We start from the raw sequence: 17,454 nt of genomic DNA, 5'->3' as shown, positions 1-17,454 counted from the left end.
ACGAACATTATTCTCTGTTCAAAAATTGATCCCAATAATAGCGCAAATAGCTTTTCTTCCCTGTGATTAGTGTCAAACGTCCTTCTGAACCATAGCGAAGACTTTCTGCCTGCTCAGGAGTCAGACTGGTCTCCGCCTCTATTTTAAAGAAATTGCCCTTTTCAGTCTTGGTAGCTGTCGCGTCAATATTCGTAATCGCAGAAACAAGAACGAGCTCTTTATTACCATCCTTGCTTGTAGTGAAACGGACAGAATCACCGACCTTGAGCCTTGCAACATCTTTTGAAGTAAGATAAGCCGTGAGTTTAGTTTTGCCTTCTTTTTCCAAGGATGGATAGAGTTGGGCTAGCAATGTCCCCTCTGCAACCATGGTAGAATCACTGGTTTCAGGATTAAGGTGAAGCACCCCATCCTCACTTGCTGTAATTTTCCCCTTGTCCAGCAGACCTCCTTGGACTTTCTTACCCGATTCCGCCTCCAAAATTTTCTGATCTAGAAGAGTTAATTCCTGACCGACTTTAACTAAGTGCTGAGATTTGAGGGATTCCAGTTGACTATCCAGTCCCGTTGCGTAGGCTTGTTGAGCTCCAGAACCCGCATACTGCACACGATAAGTAGCTAAACTAGACTCTAGCTGGGTAATTTGTGCATCCACCTGTGCAATAACTTGCGATTTGGTTTGCAGATCTTCTCCAGCTTGGTTTTTATAGGTCTGATAAAAAGAGTAGGCTGCATTTTGACTATCTAGTTGAGCTCCTGTTTCAATCGCCGACTTAGCCGTTTTGTAATCTCGAATTTTATCCTCTGTTTGTTTGATAAGCTTGCCAATCTCGGCCTGGCTCTGACTTGCAGCCGCATTCTGCGAGGAGATGCTGGCATTTTGCTGCGAAACATTGCTCCTAAGACTACTAGCTTGGCTGAGATAGTCTCGAAACATCTCCTGATATCCAAACTTATCCGCCTCTGGAAATTGATCACTCCCCTCTTTCAAACTGGATTGCAAATAACCCAACTGCTTTTTTTGATCCTTTAACATCTCCAACTGATTGGCGTATGCTTCAGCTTGAACAGCTTCCGCCCCTTGCTGGTACTCAACGAGTAGATCCCCCTGCTTGACCAACTTGTTCTCTTCCAGATAATTGGCCACAATCCGTTGATTACTAGTCGACTGGATATTGGCAATGATTCGACTAGGTTCGACAGTGGCTCTAGTAGACAAACTAATCTCCTTCTCTGCAAAGACTGCAAATCCAAACAGAAACACGAGCAGAAGCGACATGGGTACAATCACGCGACTGGAAAAATTATGGTAACGACGATTATAAAACTCCGCACTTTCTAAAAATTCTGGTTTCATCCTCTCCTCTTTCTAGCTATTGACCAAATGAGCGTAAAAGCCATTCTGTGCAAGCAAGTCTGCATGGTTGCCTTCTTCGACAATCTTGCCTTGATCCAAGACAACAACCTTCTCTGTTCGCTCAGCGATGGTCAAGCGATGGGCAATGAAAATCAAGGTCTTGTCTAAAGCCATGAGATTATCGACAATCCGCTTTTCTGTCAAGATATCCAGACTACTAGTCGCCTCGTCCAATATCAGAACAGGCGCATCCGTTAAGAGAGCACGCGCCAAAGCAATTCTCTGCCGTTGCCCTCCAGAAATACCTGCCCCATCCGAAGTCAATTCTGTCTGATAATTCAGGGGCATGCGCTCAATATCCTCCCGAATCTCAGCCAATTCAACTGCTCGTAAGATATCTTCCTGCGTCGTCCCTTCCTTGGCTCCAAGGAGCAGATTCTCCAAAATCGTTCCGTTAAAGACATAGGGCTGTTGAGGTAGATAGTTGATATACTGGCGCAGGGCCTTTTTGTCAATCTGATTGAGATTGACACCACCCAGACTAATCTCTCCCTGACTTGGGTCGTAAAAATTAACCATCATCTTGGCCAAGGTGGTCTTACCTGACCCTGAGATTCCCACAAAAGCTACCTTAGCACCTTGCGGAATCGTCAGATTGATGTCCGACAGGACGTCACGACCATAGCCATACTTATAGTGAACCTGCTTAAAGGTCATATCTCCCTTCATCATGCTCAAATCCTCAACTGTTTTCTTCTCCTCAAACTCCGAAGCGACCAGATAGACCTCGTTCAGACGATTATTGGCAACCTGCGCTGTTTGAAGTTTGGTTTGCAGATTGATGATATTTTCCAAAGGATTGGTAAAGTAAATAAGCAAAGTATTATAGGTAATCAGCTGACCCAAACTCATTTTCCCATCCATGACAAGAATAGCTCCCAGCCAGAGAACGGCAACATTGAGCAGGAGCTGGGCAACTTTTTTCAGAGCCTTTTGCTGACTTTCTGCCCGACTATAGGCAAAGGATTTTTTCAGATAAGCTACAAATTCCTTATCAATCTTTTGATAGCGTGAACTTTCGCTGGTCAAAGACTTAATGGTCTCAATACCGTTGATGTCTTCGATGATAGAAGAAGACAGAACCGCATTGGCTTCCATAGTGTCCCGATTCATCTTTTCAAAAGGCTTCATAAAGGCAAAGATAATCACGGTATAGATAGGAAGTGCAAGCAGACTAATGAAAAAGAGCGTTATATTTTGTGAAAACAAGACCAGCGAGATAATCAAAATCGTCGACACATCTAGGAAAATCGACAGAATGGTCGAAGCTAGCGCGTCAATGATACTGTTAGCATCTGTAAAACGAGACACGATTTCCCCTGTCCTTCGTGTCGCAAAAAAGGACATCGGCAGGTGAAAAACATGCTTGATGTAGGACAAAATCACATCAATTGAGAGACGTTGCCCAAGGATTAGTAGGAGATATTCCTGCGCGTAGGACAAAATCTGCTGGAGGATATAGACGATGACCAGCCCAATAGAGATAATACCCAGCGTCGAGCGCATCTGGTCTGGCACGTAACTATCAATGATGGACTGAAGATAGTAGGATCCCACGATATTGATCAAGGTTACCAAGAGTGTCGCTAGGACGATATTGGTAATTAAGCCACGCTGTTTGAATAAAATCGGCAAGAAGGATAGGAGACCCTGTTTCTTCTCCTTATGAGGTTTATAGACCGGAGATGGCGCCATAAAAATACTGACCCCTGTCCACTCTTGCGCAAAACGCTCACGGGAAATCTTGATCAGCTTGACACCAGGATCCGGATCAGCGATATGAATGTGCTTTTTATCCTGACCTAGCACCACATAGTAGTGGAGCAATTTTCCTTCCTTGAGCACATGAGCCACAAAAGGAAAGGTCAAATCTGGCAAATCAAATAGCGTCATATCTGCCTTGATAGCCCGCGTCTCAAACCCAATCTCCTCTGCCACCTTTACAAGCCCCAAAGCCGTCGTCCCATCCATGGTCGTCTTGGCTAACTCTCTTAGATGAGCCAAGGAGTAATAACTACCGTAGTAACCAAAGACCATAGCCAAGGAAGCCACGCCACAATCCATCTGATCCACCTGGGGACGATAGTGCCTTTTCCCAAATTTCATATCCATCTCCTTTTTTCTAATAATCTCTTAAAAACTTTGTAAGATTATTTTAACCAAACAAGGAAGAAATAAGGGAATTATTTCTGAAAAAACAATATCCTCACCTGAACAGCACTTTTACCAAAGAAAATAGGCAGAACAAGAGTCCTGCCTAGAATATTCAATTACACAGATTTCTTACCTTTCCCACTTCTTTTGTGAATGGCGTATAAAACGATAAACGCAAACACCGGGGGTACCATATAACTACTTTCACTCATTGTTAGCTGAAAGCCAAGAGTTGCTAGAATCGTAAAGTTGAAAATATTCATTAAAAATAGGAAAATAATATAGTAGAAAATATTTTACAATCCTATTCATTCTATTCTCCTTGGCCCCGACACAGTAAAATAAAAACCACTAAAAACAAGGAAATCGTAGGTAGATTTATTTTGTTTACATCAGCTACGATTCTAATAATTAGATAAGCTATCGAGCTAAATAATACAGTGGTCTCTAGCCAAGCTTTTCCTAGTAATTGAACAACTTTCATCTCAAACTCCGATCTGACGGTCAATCAATTTCCATTCGTACTTTCTTTTGTTTTGTACTTGTATCCTAGATAAAACAGACCAAGCAGAATTGGATAGGTTTCTGGATAAAACAGGGTATTAATCGGATTTTTCATAATCAAATACGTTACGATATAAATAATGATCGATACGACAAAATACCCCTCAGCAAATCCTAATAAGATTTTTTTCATAGCAGACTCCTATTTACCTGAAAAGAGTGCTCGAGTTGTTAAAATAGCTCCACCTGTATATACAAATCCTTTTACAAAACCGACTGCCACAGGGATAAGAAGGGGAAAGGCTCCCCCTTGAATTTCCTGCAAGTCCGTATCAGTCATTGTTTCAAATTCTAAAATAGATTTTTCCATATCATCTCCTCCTTCTATTACCATCTACCCGTCACATAATTATAACCTGCAATTCCTACTGCAGTAATTCCACCAGCAATTTTAGCTGCTGTCACAGGATTAGCAATCACCCAAGCTACAATCGGCCATGCTCCCCCATCCACATCCATCAACTCTTCTTCAGTAAGAGCTACAAAGTTCTGTTCCATTTTGTCAAAGTTTGTCATCTTTTTTCTCCTTTATTTTTATTTTTTAGTTTATGGTCTCTAGGCTTTAAACCATTTTAAAAACCAGATTGGGTAAATTACTGAAATCTTTTTCCTTCCTGTTCTTCTCACTTATCTATTCGAGAAGTGATTTAAAATGAACAGGTAAATTTCATTTATTTTAAATACCATTTGATAAACCATGGCAATAAGATTGGTAAATACATCGCGTAGTCTCCTTTCTTTTCTTCTTACCTATCTATTCGAAAAACAATTCGAAAATGAGCAACTTATTCATTTTTATTTTAAAAACCACTTAATGAACCACGGATAAAAACCGGTCACATACATAAACGTTCCTCCTTTTTCTTTCTCGTCTCTTTATTCGCAATTTCTACTAAAAATTTTAACGTTTTTCTTTTTTCTGCAAATAAAAAAACAACATGACTTGCATGTTGCTTTCGGCTATATTTTACCTTTAATGGTTTCGATTACATCTGTTACACTTTGAAGATGGTCAATTTCCTCATCGCTGATTTCGATTCCAAATTCATCTTCTAGCGTCAAGACGAACTCCATCAAGTCCACTGAGTCTGCATCGAGGTCGTCCTTCAAACTCAAGGCTTCTGTTACGACAAAGTTTTCTCCCTGTCTTTCTTGGATAATGGTCACGATACGGTCAAAAATTTCTTTATTTGTCATCTGTTATTCTCCTGAAAATTCACGCGCAGTCTGAGCAACTACGTCTGTTTCTAGCATGGTACGAATCTGGCGAATCGTACTGTACACAGCCTTGGCATCACTTGAGCCATGGGTCTTAACAACAGGTGCTTTGACACCAAACAAGACTGCTCCTCCAACATCTGAATAGTTGAGCTGTTTTTTCAAACCTCTGAGACTATCTTTAAGGAGAAGAGCACCTAGTTTAGCTCGAAGACCGCCACCTGCAATAGCTGTCTTGAGCAAGCCCATGATTCCCATAGCTGTCCCTTCGATAGATTTGAGCACTGCGTTTCCCGTGAAACCATCTGTCACGACAACATCCGCAACGCCATTCATTAGATCACGCGCTTCCACATTTCCGATAAAATTCAAACTTTCATCAGCTGCTAGCAAGGCGTAGGTTTCCTTACGAAGAGGATCACCCTTGCTGCTTTCTGTTCCGTTGTTGAGCAAACCAATACGTGGTTTTGCAATCCCACGAACATTCTTGGCATAGAAGGAACCTAGGACAGCGTATTGATGGAGGTGCTGAGCAGTGTTTTCCGCATTAGCACCGAGGTCAAGCATATCAAAGCCTTTTCCATCTATAGTTGGCAATGTTGACATAAGTCCAGGTCGGTCGATATTCTTGATACGACCCACGATGAAGAATCCTGCTGCCAACAAGGCACCTGTATTTCCTGCGGAAAGAACAGCATCTGCCTCTCCCTCTTTGACTGCCTTGGCCGCCAATATCATGCTGGCATTTTTCTTCTTACGGATAGCTTTTGTCGGCTCATCGTCGGAATCAATTTTTTCATCCGTATGGACGATGCTAACGCGCTCTGTGGCTGTTAGATATTGCTTGATTTTGCTTTCATCTCCGTAAAGTTGAATCTCAATATCTGAAAAGTCAGCAAGGGCTTGATTGACACCCTCAACGATGGCTTGAGGTGCGTAATCGCCCCCCATAGCATCTACTGCGATTTTTTTCATTTGTCTTCCTCTTTTAGTAATTGTCCCCAGTCGGCTAGGGAATCAATAAATTTCTTTGATTTTAGGTGAATCCCAACGTACTCTTCGTAGAGTTGATCCATAAATTGGCGTAGCTCTTGCTTGATTTCAGCCTTAAGCGAAATGGTCTCCAAGGTCTCAAAATCAATGGCTTGAAATTGATTGAGCAGATAAGGGATGTTGGGATTCAGATGGCAACGTTTCTCGTCCTCATGATAATGATCCGGACAGAGGCAGGCTCCATATTTGAAAGAAAAGTCAAAGGCCTGACCTATCCGATGGCAAAAGACACACTCATTAAAATTGAGGCTGATTCCAAATCGGGTCAAGATTTGAATTTCAAAAATATTGGTCAAAACTTGATAATCCAATCCCTCTTCCATCAACTCCAGAGTCTTTCTCAAGAAGGCAAACAAGGGAGAATCCTGCTGATTATCCTGCAAACTAGCATCGGCCAGAGCCGCAACATAAGTCGCATAGGCCATGACAAAGAGATCACTATTAATCTTGGGAAAGGTCATCACCTCATGGTAGTCCTCGATGTAGCTAAGGCCGTCATCATTGATTCGCAAGAGAAATCGTGCCAACACCAAGGGCTGAATAACAGGAGCTAGTTTGGATTGACCAGCGTGTTTGACGAAAAACATGCGCTTGCCAGCCTGCTCGGTGAAGATTTTGACTAGCTTATCATCCTCCCGAAAGTTACGATTGTAGAGTACGAGACCTTGACTCGTGATAGACTGGATCATGCTTCTCTCATGTACTCCTCAAGTCGTTTCATGGCCTCTCTGATTGTTTCCATGCTGGCCGCATAAGAGAGGCGAACATAGCCTTCTCCGTAACGCCCAAAGGCAGCACCAGGGATAAAAGCAACAGCCTTCTTCTGGGCAAAATCCTTGAGGAAAGCAAAGGAGTCTTGATTGTAACCTGCTGGAATCTTAGCAAAGATATAGAAGGCACCGTCTGGTTTGATAATCTCAAAACCAAGAGCAGTCATCTTTTCGATGATATAATCTCGACGCTGGATGTATTCCTTCTTCATAGGCTCTGCATCGTTTTTACCAGCAGTCAAGGCTTCTACTGCAGCATGTTGGGCCATGGTATTTGCAGCAGTAACCAAATATTGGTGACTCTTGATTAACTGAGCTGTGAAAGCTGCAGGAGCAAAGATAAAGCCTAAACGCCAACCTGTCATAGCATGCGATTTAGACAAGCCATTGATGATAATAGCTTGATCTCTCAGCATAGTTCCCAATGACACATGATTTTCCCCTGTATAGGTCAATTCTGAGTAGACCTCATCACAGACCACAAAAATATCGTATTTACGCAAAACAGCAGCTAAATCTTCCAACTGCTCCCGACTATAGGTAATTCCTGTCGGATTGGCTGGATAGTTGAGAATAACTGCTTTGAGCTTGTCCCCTTGCTCCAAAATGGCCTTTTCCAACATCTCAGGAGTCAAGACAAAACCATTTTCAGTTGTATCAATCTCGACAATCTCTGCCCCAACTAGATTGACAATCGGTTCATAGCCTGGATAGGCAGGAGCTGGCAAGAGCACCTTGTCCCCTTCTTCTAAGATAGCTGTCAAGGTAGCAGATAAAGCCTCTGTCGCTCCGATAGTAACCAAGATTTCATTTTCAGGATTGTAGTCCAACTGGTATTTTTCTTTTACAAAATCACTAGCTGCCTGGCGCAAGGTCAGTAAACCGCTCATCCCTGTATAGTAGGACTGGTTCTGGTCAATCGCTCGCTTGGCTGCCTCCTTGACATGATCTGGCGTCGTAAAGTCAGGTTCTCCCAAGGTCAAACGCAGAACTCCAGGGATCTCTGAAATGGCCTGATCAAACTGACGAATCAAGGACACTTGAATCTTATCTAATTGTTTATTAAAGCGCTTGGTTAAGTCCATAGATACCCCCTTACTTGCAGAACATAGTACTATTATACTACAAAAGCTCCCTGACCGCAAAATTACATTTTGAGTTAATCCTTTCTGTTTTCTATTTTACTTTTCTGATGGATAAGCTTATAATAAAAAGTGCTTATTTTCGGAGGTTTATATGTCATTTTTATCAAAAAATGGGGCAGGAATCTTGATCTGCCTTCTCATTTCTTTCATATCCTGGTACCTAGGAGGATTCTTTCCTGTCGTGGGAGCACCTGTCTTTGCTATCTTTATAGGGATGCTCCTTCACCCTTTTCTATCAGCCTATAAACAACTGGATGCCGGCTTGACCTTTAGTTCAAAAAAATTGCTTCAATATGCCGTTATTTTGCTCGGTTTCGGTCTCAATATCTCGCAAGTATTCGCAGTCGGGCAATCTTCGCTCCCTGTTATCCTTTCCACCATTTCGATTTCCTTGATTGTTGCCTACCTCTTCCAGCGCTTTTTTGCTTTGGATACTAAACTGGCTACCTTGATTGGAGTGGGGTCTTCGATCTGTGGTGGTTCTGCCATTGCTGCGACAGCACCCGTTATCCATGCCAAGGAAAAAGAAGTTGCCCAAGCCATTTCCGTTATCTTTTTCTTCAATGTCTTAGCGGCACTCATCTTTCCAACTCTAGGAACCTGGCTTCATCTATCAAATGAAGGCTTCGCCCTCTTTGCAGGAACTGCGGTCAATGATACTTCTTCTGTAACGGCCACAGCCAGCGCATGGGACAGTCTTTATCAGACCAATACCCTTGAGTCTGCAACTATTGTTAAACTCACACGCACCCTTGCCATTATTCCTATCACGCTCTTTCTCTCCTTCTGGCAAAGTCGCCAACAAAAAAATAGCCAGGGTTTCCAACTAAAAAAAGTCTTCCCACTTTTTATCCTTTACTTTATCTTGGCTTCTCTCTTAACGACTCTCCTTACCTCTCTCGGTGTGTCCGGTAGTATCTTTACCCCTCTTAAGCAACTCTCCAAATTCCTTATCGTCATGGCCATGAGCGCTATCGGTCTCAAAACCAATCTCATTGGATTGATCAAATCCAGCGGCAAGTCCATTCTTCTTGGAGGCCTTTGCTGGATTGCCATCATCCTTACCAGTCTAGGCATGCAGGCATTGATTGGTATTTTCTAAGACAAAAGGTAGCCCATGGCTACCTTTTATTGTTCAAGAATTAAGCGTGTGTGTTCTCTCTTGATACAGCGATTCATCACGATGTCGTCGCATCCTCCAGCACGCAAGATTTCTTCCGCTTCTAGGCTTTCAAGTCCCAGTTGTGCCCAAAAAATCTTGGCATCAGCCTTGAGAAAATCTCGCGCCACATCTGGTAAAAACTCGCTCCGTCGGTAAACATTGACAATATCGACAGGAAAAGGAATCTCAGCTAGGCTTGCATAGGCCTTTTCTCCCAAGATTTCGCCACCTGCAGCCTTGGGATTGACTGGAATGATTTTATAGCCCCGAGCCTGCATTTCCTTAGTCACTCGGTTGCTAGTTGTTTCTTCACGATCGGACAAGCCTACTACTGCTAACGTTTTACTGGTTGCAAGATACTGACGTACCACACCATCACTTGGATTGATAAATTCTTGGCTCATAGAAATCCTCCTTTTTTCTCAGTATAGCATATTTTGAAAAGGCTTGCAGATTTTGACTACAAAAAAATTCCTAGCAAGAGAAAAAGCTTGCCAGGAAATTCGTTTATTCAAGTGAAAGTTTAGATTTTTTTCTCGATACTAAATAATGGAGAAAGAGGACGTTTTTCGTGGATACGGATAATAGCATCGCCCAGAAGATGAGCAATCGAAATTTGTTCAATCTTATCAATCAAACGATCTTCTGGTAGGTAGATAGTATCCAAAACAACCAATTTCTTAATAGCTGATTTTTGGATATTGTCCATAGCTGGTCCCGAAAGAACTGGGTGTGTACAGCTTGCATAGACCGCAACTGCGCCTGCTTCAGCAAGAGCATCTGCCGCATGACAAATAGTTCCAGCTGTATCGATCATATCGTCAATCAAGATACAAGTCTTGCCTTCTACCTTACCAATGATATTCATCACTTCACTGGTATTCATCTTGTCTACACTACGGCGTTTGTCAATAATTGCAATCGGAGTTTTCAAAAACTCTGCCAATTTACGAGCACGAGTTACCCCACCATGGTCTGGGCTGACAACCACGTAGTCCGAGCCAACCATGCCACGACGTTCAAAATAGTCCGCAATCAATGGAGCACCCATCAAGTGATCTACAGGAATATCAAAAAATCCCTGAATCTGTGCAGCGTGCAAATCAATCGTCAACAAACGATCCACACCAGCCACTTCTAGCATATTTGCCACAAGTTTTGCAGTGATTGGCTCACGCGCTCTCGCTTTTCTATCCTGACGTGCATAGCCATAGTAAGGCATAACAACATTGACAGATTCTGCACTAGCCCGCTTCAAGGCATCTACCATAATCAAAATTTCGAGCAGATTGTCATTTACAGGTGAGCTCGTTGATTGTAGGATAAAGACGTGTTTTCCACGGATTGATTCTTCGATGTTGACCTGAATCTCCCCATCTGAAAATTGGCGAACAGTCGATTTCCCCAACTCTATCCCAATCTCTTGCGCCACACGCTCTGCCAATTCTCTATTTGAAGAAAGGGCAAACAGCTTTAAATCAGAAAAAGACATGATTTCCTCCGGTATTTATGTATCACTTGTTTTTACACAACATTTTCCATCTACCATTGTAGCGCTTTTTCCTTTATTTTTCAATCAAAAATAAAACAAGAGTAAACATTTATACCCTTGTTTTATACTATTTTATATTAGCTATATTAAACCTAAAAATCCTACATTTTAACAATCGATTTTATGCTAGGATGAAATTTTTTCGAGACAAAGTTAGTATACTTCTCTCATACTTCCTGTATCCACATCATAGACAGCACCTGAAATAACCACATCATCAGGAATCAGTGGAGATTCTCGAAGCAATTGCATATCCTCTCTCACACTCTCTTCCACATCCTGAAATGGTAAAAAGTCTTGATCAGACACATCGACTCCGAGCTCGTGTTTCAAATGTTCATGAAAACTTTCATTTTGAAAGGTTTGAGCTCCACAATCTGTATGGTGAAGCACCACAATCTCTCTTGTCCCCATTTGTTGCTGGGAAATCACCAGTGAACGAATCATGTCCTCAGTTACTCGACCACCCGCATTCCGCAAGATATGAGCATCCCCAAGGGCCAAACCTAGAGCTTGCGCAACGTGCAGACGTGAGTCCATACAGGTCACGATCGCTACTCTGGTTTTGGGTTTAAGTGGCAGATTTAACTGCCCATGTAGAGCAACATAAGCCTGATTGGCTTGCATAAACTGTTCAAAATACGACACGATTCCCTCCTCAAAAATTTGATAATCAAATATTTCTCCTATCTTATCATTTTTGAGAGGATTTGTCACAGATTAAGCAAAGACCATTTTCAAAACTTCCTGGATAGTCGTCACTCCTATCGCCTGAATTTCTTGAGGTGGTTTAATGCCTATCAAGGAATTTTTGGGTACATAAATTTTTGTAAACCCAAGCTTCGCAGCTTCATTGATGCGTTGCTCGATACGATTCACACGCCGAATCTCTCCAGTCAAACCTAACTCTCCTACAAAGCATTCTTGAGGATTGGTTGGTTTGTCCTTGTAGCTCGAAGCAATGGCGACTGCAACGGCTAAGTCAATGGCAGGTTCATCCAATTTGACACCACCAGCTGATTTGAGATAGGCATCCTGATTTTGCAGGAGAAGCCCTGCTCGTTTTTCCAAAACAGCCATAATCAGACTCGCACGATTGAAATCAAGCCCTGTCGTCGTACGCTTGGCATTTCCAAACATGGTCGGTGTCACCAAGGCTTGAACCTCCGCCAAAATCGGACGTGTCCCTTCCATAGTCACCACGATGGATGAACCAGTGGCCCCATCCAAACGCTCTTCTAGGAAAACTTGACTCGGATTGAGCACCTCAACCAAGCCACCTGATTGCATCTCAAAGATGCCAATCTCATTAGTGGACCCAAAACGATTTTTGACTGCTCTCAAGATACGGAAGGTATGGTGGCGTTCCCCTTCAAAGTAAAGTACTGTATCTACCATATGCTCCAACATACGCGGACCAGCCAGAGTACCTTCCTTGGTCACATGCCCTACGATAAAGATGGCAATGTTATTAGTCTTGGCCAGCTGCATGAGCTCAGCTGTCACCTCTCGCACCTGAGACACAGACCCTTGCACACCTGAAATCTCAGGAGACATAATAGTTTGTATAGAGTCAATGATGAGAAAATCTGGTTGGATGCGCTCTACCTCAGCTCGAACACTCTGCATATTGGTCTCGGCGTAGAGATAAAACTCACTATCAATATCCCCCAATCGCTCTGCTCGTAGCTTAATCTGCTGGGCAGACTCCTCACCACTGACGTAGAGAACCGTACCCACTTGAGACAACTGGGTTGAAACTTGTAAAAGAAGCGTTGATTTCCCGATTCCAGGATCTCCCCCAATAAGTACGAGACTCCCTGGTACCACTCCGCCTCCAAGTACACGGTTAAATTCCTCCATCTCGGTCTTGGTTCTATTGACATTGATAGACGTTACTTCAGCCAGTTTCATAGGCTTGGTTTTTTCACCTGTCAAAGACACACGCGCATTTTTAACCTCGACAACCTCGATCTCTTCTATAAAAGAAGACCAAGCTCCACAGTTTGGACAGCGTCCTAGATACTTAGGTGAATTATATTCACAATTTTGACACACAAATGTCGCTTTTTTCTTTGCGATGATAAACCTCTTTCTAAATTTCTATCTCACATTCAATCACTTGGCAAAAATCAATCTTCTCGTCTGGTACAAATTGGTGCATGAGCATTCGATGAGCTACCACTAGCACTGTCTGGTAGTCTCGGTACTTTATCATAGTTTCCAAAAAACGCGCCTTCATCTCTTCAGCTGGCTCATACTGAATAGGACTATTAGGAAGCAACTCCCCCTTGTTTTCTAAAAACAGAGTACGTGCTTTTTCAAAATTCTCTATACCACTTTCGTAAACCTGCCATTCATGCAATAAAGGCTCTACTCTTAAAGGAAGGCCCGTAGCACAAGTAAGATAAGAAGCCGTTTCTAATGCTCGCGTCACTGCAGAAGACACCAGTATATCAGCTGAGCCAAGCAAAGGATTTTGACAAAGTTTCTGAACTTGTTGCCGTCCTTCCTTAGATAAAGGTGCTAAATCCATCCCAAAACCTGTATAAGAACGTTCCTCTAGCTCACGGTAGTCTGGCTCTCCATGACGTACAAATATAATTTTCATCTTAGTGCCCTGTTGATCCAAATCCACCTGTCCGAACACCGTCTGCCTCATCTCCATCTGCGATTAAAAATGGTGCAAAGACAGCCTGAACCACACGTTCCCCAACTTCAAGAACCACTTCCTGGTCCGTAATATTTTTCATCTGAGCAAAGATATGTCCCTCATTCCCGGGATTGCCATAATAATCCCCATCAATAACACCAACCGAGTTGATTAAGACTAAACCCTTCTTGCGAGGGTTTGAAGAGCGATCATAAAGGTAGAGGACCTCAGTTGGTTGCATATAAGCCTTAACCCCTGTCGGAACTAAGACAATCTCTCCTGGCGCGATCACCGTACGCACGGCAACCTTTAAGTCATAGCCAGCCGCATGAGCTGTCTCTCGTTTCGGCAATAAATTTTCGTCTGTAAAACTCGAAACCAATTCAAAACCACGAATTTTCATATTTTTCTCTTTTCTATAATCATTTATTCTAGGCTATTTTATCTTATTTATTCGAAAAAAGCACGAAAAAAGAGCACACAATTCACATCGCTTAGGGCTGCTGGATTCCTCCCCTGACCCGCTTCACGCAGAACTGTTGCTCCACTGTTTATTATACCACATTCCCCTCTATTTTTAAAGAGAAATTATTTTTTCCGTCGATTTCGGAAAAAGTCCTGCATAATCGCTGCACACTCACTCTCCAAAACTCCCGTTTCAACCTCTACACGATGATTGAGACGTTCATCTGTCAAAATATCGTACAAACTTCCAGCTGCACCAAATTTCTGATTCTTAGCCCCATAGACCACCTTTGGTATGCGAGCTAGCCCAATTGCCCCACTACACATAACACAGGGCTCAATGGTCACAAAAAGCGTACAATCGAGCAGACGCCAACTCTCTTCACTCGCATTCGCATTCTCTATAGCCATGATTTCTGCATGCATAACCGCCCGTTGCAACTCCTCGCGCGCATTATGCCCACGGCCAATGATTTCTCTATCCTTGACAATCACACAGCCAATTGGAATTTCATCGTGTTCTAGAGCAATTTCTGCCTCCTTCAAGGCCTCTCTCATGAATCTTTCTTTTTCTTCAACTGTATAATTCATCAATTCTTCCTTTTCCTACTTGTCGATTTTATTATTATATCATGATTCTCAACACAAAAAAAGTCACCGAATGCGGTGACTTAATAGGGAGATTATTATGAAAAAGAAAAGTTTAGGATATTTGTTACAACAAGTTAGGAGGTCTTCTTGTAACTGTCTATAGTATACCCAACCTGTCTTAAACTAATCTTAAAAATCTCTTATGACCAAACACTTTCTAAAATATTAGTTTGTTCACGACCAGGACCTACTGAGAATGTTGAGATGCGAACACCAACCAACTCACTTACACGACGAACATAGTTACGCGCATTTTCAGGAAGGTCTTCTAAATTACGGACTCCAGTGATGTCTTCTGACCAACCTGGCAATTCCTCATAGATAGGCTTGCAACGTTTCAACTGTTCAAGGCTAGCTGGATAGTAGTCGATACGTTGTCCATCAAGATCATAGGCCACACAGATTTTCACTGTATCCAAACCACTCAAAACATCAATAGAGTTCAATGAAAGATTGGTAATACCAGATACGCGACGGCTATGGCGCATCACAACTGAGTCAAACCAACCCACACGACGTGGACGGCCAGTTGTTGTACCGTATTCATGACCTACTTCACGAATGCGATCTCCCACTTCATCGAACAATTCAGTTGGGAAAGGTCCGTCCCCTACACGACTTGTATAAGCCTTACATACACCGACAACCTTGTCAATCTTACTTGGACCAACACCAGAACCGATTGTCACACCACCAGCGACAGGGTTTGACGAAGTAACAAATGGATAAGTACCTTGGTCAATATCTAACATAACACCTTGCGCACCTTCAAAAAGCACACGTTTTCCATTATCAAGGGCATCGTTCAAGATTACGGACGTATCTGTCACATACTGCTTGATTTGTTGGCCATACTCATAATACTCTTCAAAAATATCATCAATTGAAATAGGAGTACTGTCATACAATTTTTCAAACAGACGATTCTTTTCCGCAAGATTGCGTTCCAAGCGTTCACGGAAAATATCCTTATCCAAAAGATCTGCAATACGAATTCCAACACGAGCAGCTTTATCCATATAGGCTGGACCAATACCCTTGATAGTAGTCCCGATTTTATTGTCGCCCTTAGCTTCTTCTTGTAGACGGTCTAATTCAATATGATATGGCAAAATGACATGCGCACGGTCCGAAATGCGCAAATTATCTGTTGTCACACCTTCTTCATGAAGATAAGTTAACTCTTTCACAAGGGATTTTGGATTCACGACCATCCCATTCCCAATAACAGAGATTTTTTCAGGGAAGAAAATTCCAGATGGAATCAAGTGCAACTTAAATTTCTTGCCATCAATCACAATTGTGTGACCAGCATTATCACCACCTTGATAACGAGCAATCACTTCTGCATTAGCTGAAAGAAAATCTGTAATTTTCCCTTTACCTTCATCACCCCACTGGGTACCTACAACAACAACTGAAGTCATAATAAAATTCGTCTGAGCTACTAGGAGCTCGTCCTTTCTCATATACATGGCAGGAATTTCACCCGCAATTATATCTTACAATTTATTATAAGAAAAAAACACTATTTTATCAAGAAGAAACACTAGAAAAGATTTGGAATTTCTGTAAATTATAAAAATCAAATCCTTAAATTTTAAATAAAATCCTTAAATTTACAAATTAAATGCTCATTATTGTTCGTGATAAATGAAATATATGAACCTTACTAGTTTAGGACGGCACCTTCTTGAAGAAATTTATCAAGATACAAGCGATATGCCGTCTGAAAATGATATAAATTAAAGTCTTTAACGCTTGTAATTCTAAATCTTATCAAGTAATAAAGTAAAAAACGAAGATGAAGTGATTCCCACTCAGCACGACTCTGCCCTAAAGAAGCATATTCTTGTTCAACTAATTTCAAAAAAACAAATGCTCGATCATAAAAATTTTGAAGCATATAAAAAATCCCTTTCTTATTATTAACACTAGTCTAACAAAAATAAGAACTAAAAAAGCTTCAAATCCTATAAAGATAGAATTTAAAGCCAAACGAACTAAAAACAAAATATAAAGACATTTATAGATGCAAAAATTAAGTTTTAAATTTTGAGAAGTTTACTTCATTTATAAAATCATAACCCCTCGTCTAAGGAGTAGTTTGCGCTAGGGAATATAAGATCAAATTATCAGCCAGTACCTACAGACGATGACTTTCACGTTGTTTTAGCCTCATTGCTCTTTACTTATCGCTATCCTTGAAGAAATAATCTCTACATAATCAAGGATCAGGTGACCCTAAATAATCTCAATATTCTTATAATTTCACAAACCATGAAATACTACTCCTAGACTACTTCGATATGGATTATAGATAGCTTTTTGTAAATACTTAGAGCTAAACACAATGTGATACTTACAGTGCCACTTTGTTTTTGATAATTATGAGCCTTTTGTACCATGGTTTCTCCTTTTACTATACAATTAGCTTGAAGACCTTTATTGTATAGCATTTGGATTTTTCTTGGCATAACAAACAACACACTCTCTCATAGCAGGTAGTTTATTTATCTCACTCCGTTAGGTGAGACGGACTAATAGTAACATAAGAAAAAAGAACACCACCAGGTGTTCTTTTTATCTGACTCCGCCAGTAGGACTCGAACCTACGACATCATGATTAACAGTCATGCGCTACTACCAA

Annotated in this window: 19 protein-coding genes, 1 other RNA gene and 1 pseudogene; 1 reads left to right on the top strand and 20 read right to left on the bottom strand. The window is 41.7% G+C overall.

What is annotated here, in order from left to right; translation table 11 throughout:
- Window positions 1–7: 7 nt before the first annotated feature.
- The 10 genes and pseudogenes from comB to ACVC7S_RS07520 form a co-directional block, all read right to left on the bottom strand.
- A complete protein-coding gene (gene comB / locus ACVC7S_RS07565; protein ID WP_447266716.1) occupies window positions 8–1,357 on the bottom strand; it encodes a competence pheromone export protein ComB in 1,350 nt (449 codons plus the stop codon).
- 12 nt (window positions 1,358–1,369) lie between these two features.
- Complete coding sequence (comA, locus tag ACVC7S_RS07560; protein ID WP_447266715.1) at window positions 1,370–3,523, bottom strand: peptide cleavage/export ABC transporter ComA; 2,154 nt, start codon at window positions 3,521–3,523, stop codon at window positions 1,370–1,372.
- 164 nt (window positions 3,524–3,687) lie between these two features.
- Window positions 3,688–3,883 (bottom strand): annotated as a pseudogene (locus ACVC7S_RS07555) (hypothetical protein).
- Between the two features lie 196 nt (window positions 3,884–4,079).
- On the bottom strand, window positions 4,080–4,268 hold the full coding sequence (locus ACVC7S_RS07550) for a hypothetical protein (protein ID WP_268705935.1): 189 nt from the start codon (window positions 4,266–4,268) through the stop codon (window positions 4,080–4,082).
- 9 nt (window positions 4,269–4,277) lie between these two features.
- A complete protein-coding gene (locus tag ACVC7S_RS07545) occupies window positions 4,278–4,445 on the bottom strand; it encodes a bacteriocin (protein WP_000415688.1) in 168 nt (55 codons plus the stop codon).
- 17 nt (window positions 4,446–4,462) lie between these two features.
- Window positions 4,463–4,651, bottom strand: a complete 189-nt coding sequence (locus tag ACVC7S_RS07540) for a class IIb bacteriocin, lactobin A/cerein 7B family (protein WP_000180817.1) — start codon at window positions 4,649–4,651, stop codon at window positions 4,463–4,465.
- Between the two features lie 444 nt (window positions 4,652–5,095).
- Window positions 5,096–5,332: an acyl carrier protein gene (locus ACVC7S_RS07535; RefSeq protein WP_000182270.1), complete on the bottom strand. Its 237-nt coding sequence runs from the start codon at window positions 5,330–5,332 to the stop codon at window positions 5,096–5,098.
- 3 nt (window positions 5,333–5,335) lie between these two features.
- Window positions 5,336–6,328: a phosphate acyltransferase PlsX gene (plsX, locus tag ACVC7S_RS07530; RefSeq protein ID WP_447266714.1), complete on the bottom strand. Its 993-nt coding sequence runs from the start codon at window positions 6,326–6,328 to the stop codon at window positions 5,336–5,338.
- Window positions 6,325–7,095: a DNA repair protein RecO gene (recO, locus tag ACVC7S_RS07525; RefSeq protein WP_447266713.1), complete on the bottom strand. Its 771-nt coding sequence runs from the start codon at window positions 7,093–7,095 to the stop codon at window positions 6,325–6,327. The genes plsX and recO overlap by 4 nt, the downstream gene beginning before the upstream one ends.
- Window positions 7,092–8,261 carry a pyridoxal phosphate-dependent aminotransferase gene (locus tag ACVC7S_RS07520; protein WP_447266712.1) on the bottom strand — a complete coding sequence of 390 codons (1,170 nt, stop codon included), beginning with the start codon at window positions 8,259–8,261 and terminating at the stop codon, window positions 7,092–7,094. The genes recO and ACVC7S_RS07520 overlap by 4 nt, the downstream gene beginning before the upstream one ends.
- 151 nt (window positions 8,262–8,412) lie before the next feature.
- Between ACVC7S_RS07520 and ACVC7S_RS07515 the strand changes: the two genes are divergently transcribed.
- The gene (locus ACVC7S_RS07515; RefSeq protein ID WP_447266711.1) at window positions 8,413–9,423 is read left to right on the top strand and encodes a YeiH family protein; all 1,011 of its coding nucleotides are present in this window, start codon (window positions 8,413–8,415) and stop codon (window positions 9,421–9,423) included.
- A gap of 26 nt (window positions 9,424–9,449) precedes the next feature.
- On the opposite strand, the gene ACVC7S_RS07510 is transcribed toward ACVC7S_RS07515, so the two are convergent.
- From ACVC7S_RS07510 to comW, 10 genes are all read right to left on the bottom strand, one after another.
- Entirely contained in the window at window positions 9,450–9,887 is a 438-nt protein-coding gene (locus tag ACVC7S_RS07510) for a CoA-binding protein (RefSeq protein ID WP_049538209.1), read from the bottom strand.
- 119 nt (window positions 9,888–10,006) lie between these two features.
- The gene (locus ACVC7S_RS07505) at window positions 10,007–10,975 is read right to left on the bottom strand and encodes a ribose-phosphate diphosphokinase (protein ID WP_295589898.1); all 969 of its coding nucleotides are present in this window, start codon (window positions 10,973–10,975) and stop codon (window positions 10,007–10,009) included.
- Window positions 10,976–11,188: 213 nt separating this feature from the next.
- Entirely contained in the window at window positions 11,189–11,683 is a 495-nt protein-coding gene (locus ACVC7S_RS07500; RefSeq protein WP_002876632.1) for a beta-class carbonic anhydrase, read from the bottom strand.
- Window positions 11,684–11,755: 72 nt separating this feature from the next.
- Window positions 11,756–13,117, bottom strand: a complete 1,362-nt coding sequence (gene radA, locus ACVC7S_RS07495) for a DNA repair protein RadA (protein WP_447266781.1) — start codon at window positions 13,115–13,117, stop codon at window positions 11,756–11,758.
- A gap of 13 nt (window positions 13,118–13,130) precedes the next feature.
- Window positions 13,131–13,646, bottom strand: coding sequence for a histidine phosphatase family protein (locus tag ACVC7S_RS07490; RefSeq protein ID WP_447266710.1), 516 nt, complete (start codon window positions 13,644–13,646; stop codon window positions 13,131–13,133).
- A 1-nt stretch (window position 13,647) separates the two neighbouring features.
- Window positions 13,648–14,091: a dUTP diphosphatase gene (locus ACVC7S_RS07485; protein ID WP_000701988.1), complete on the bottom strand. Its 444-nt coding sequence runs from the start codon at window positions 14,089–14,091 to the stop codon at window positions 13,648–13,650.
- A 54-nt stretch (window positions 14,092–14,145) separates the two neighbouring features.
- An RNA gene (gene ffs / locus ACVC7S_RS07480) (signal recognition particle sRNA small type) lies at window positions 14,146–14,244 on the bottom strand.
- Between the two features lie 32 nt (window positions 14,245–14,276).
- Entirely contained in the window at window positions 14,277–14,744 is a 468-nt protein-coding gene (tadA, locus tag ACVC7S_RS07475) for a tRNA adenosine(34) deaminase TadA (protein ID WP_096405661.1), read from the bottom strand.
- 200 nt (window positions 14,745–14,944) lie between these two features.
- The gene (locus ACVC7S_RS07470) at window positions 14,945–16,231 is read right to left on the bottom strand and encodes an adenylosuccinate synthase (RefSeq protein ID WP_025171508.1); all 1,287 of its coding nucleotides are present in this window, start codon (window positions 16,229–16,231) and stop codon (window positions 14,945–14,947) included.
- Between the two features lie 245 nt (window positions 16,232–16,476).
- Window positions 16,477–16,710 carry a sigma(X)-activator ComW gene (gene comW, locus ACVC7S_RS07465; protein ID WP_061410103.1) on the bottom strand — a complete coding sequence of 78 codons (234 nt, stop codon included), beginning with the start codon at window positions 16,708–16,710 and terminating at the stop codon, window positions 16,477–16,479.
- Window positions 16,711–17,454 lie beyond the last annotated feature (744 nt).

Source organism: Streptococcus sp. Z556 (assembly GCF_053010225.1).
Note: the sequence above shows the minus strand (reverse complement) of the source record. Positions and strands in the feature narration are given on the sequence as shown.

What these genes read in the sequence shown, in the direction of transcription:
- comB (WP_447266716.1), bottom strand. Translation starts at nt 1,357, where the DNA reads ATGAAACCAGAATTTTTAGAAAGTGCGGAGTTTTATAATCGTCGTTAC.
- comA (WP_447266715.1), bottom strand. Translation starts at nt 3,523, where the DNA reads ATGAAATTTGGGAAAAGGCACTATCGTCCCCAGGTGGATCAGATGGAT.
- ACVC7S_RS07550 (WP_268705935.1), bottom strand. Translation starts at nt 4,268, where the DNA reads ATGAAAAAAATCTTATTAGGATTTGCTGAGGGGTATTTTGTCGTATCG.
- ACVC7S_RS07545 (WP_000415688.1), bottom strand. Translation starts at nt 4,445, where the DNA reads ATGGAAAAATCTATTTTAGAATTTGAAACAATGACTGATACGGACTTG.
- ACVC7S_RS07540 (WP_000180817.1), bottom strand. Translation starts at nt 4,651, where the DNA reads ATGACAAACTTTGACAAAATGGAACAGAACTTTGTAGCTCTTACTGAA.
- ACVC7S_RS07535 (WP_000182270.1), bottom strand. Translation starts at nt 5,332, where the DNA reads ATGACAAATAAAGAAATTTTTGACCGTATCGTGACCATTATCCAAGAA.
- plsX (WP_447266714.1), bottom strand. Translation starts at nt 6,328, where the DNA reads ATGAAAAAAATCGCAGTAGATGCTATGGGGGGCGATTACGCACCTCAA.
- recO (WP_447266713.1), bottom strand. Translation starts at nt 7,095, where the DNA reads ATGATCCAGTCTATCACGAGTCAAGGTCTCGTACTCTACAATCGTAAC.
- ACVC7S_RS07520 (WP_447266712.1), bottom strand. Translation starts at nt 8,261, where the DNA reads ATGGACTTAACCAAGCGCTTTAATAAACAATTAGATAAGATTCAAGTG.
- ACVC7S_RS07515 (WP_447266711.1), top strand. Translation starts at nt 8,413, where the DNA reads ATGTCATTTTTATCAAAAAATGGGGCAGGAATCTTGATCTGCCTTCTC.
- ACVC7S_RS07510 (WP_049538209.1), bottom strand. Translation starts at nt 9,887, where the DNA reads ATGAGCCAAGAATTTATCAATCCAAGTGATGGTGTGGTACGTCAGTAT.
- ACVC7S_RS07505 (WP_295589898.1), bottom strand. Translation starts at nt 10,975, where the DNA reads ATGTCTTTTTCTGATTTAAAGCTGTTTGCCCTTTCTTCAAATAGAGAA.
- ACVC7S_RS07490 (WP_447266710.1), bottom strand. Translation starts at nt 13,646, where the DNA reads ATGAAAATTATATTTGTACGTCATGGAGAGCCAGACTACCGTGAGCTA.
- ACVC7S_RS07485 (WP_000701988.1), bottom strand. Translation starts at nt 14,091, where the DNA reads ATGAAAATTCGTGGTTTTGAATTGGTTTCGAGTTTTACAGACGAAAAT.
- tadA (WP_096405661.1), bottom strand. Translation starts at nt 14,744, where the DNA reads ATGAATTATACAGTTGAAGAAAAAGAAAGATTCATGAGAGAGGCCTTG.
- ACVC7S_RS07470 (WP_025171508.1), bottom strand. Translation starts at nt 16,231, where the DNA reads ATGACTTCAGTTGTTGTTGTAGGTACCCAGTGGGGTGATGAAGGTAAA.
- comW (WP_061410103.1), bottom strand. Translation starts at nt 16,710, where the DNA reads ATGCTTCAAAATTTTTATGATCGAGCATTTGTTTTTTTGAAATTAGTT.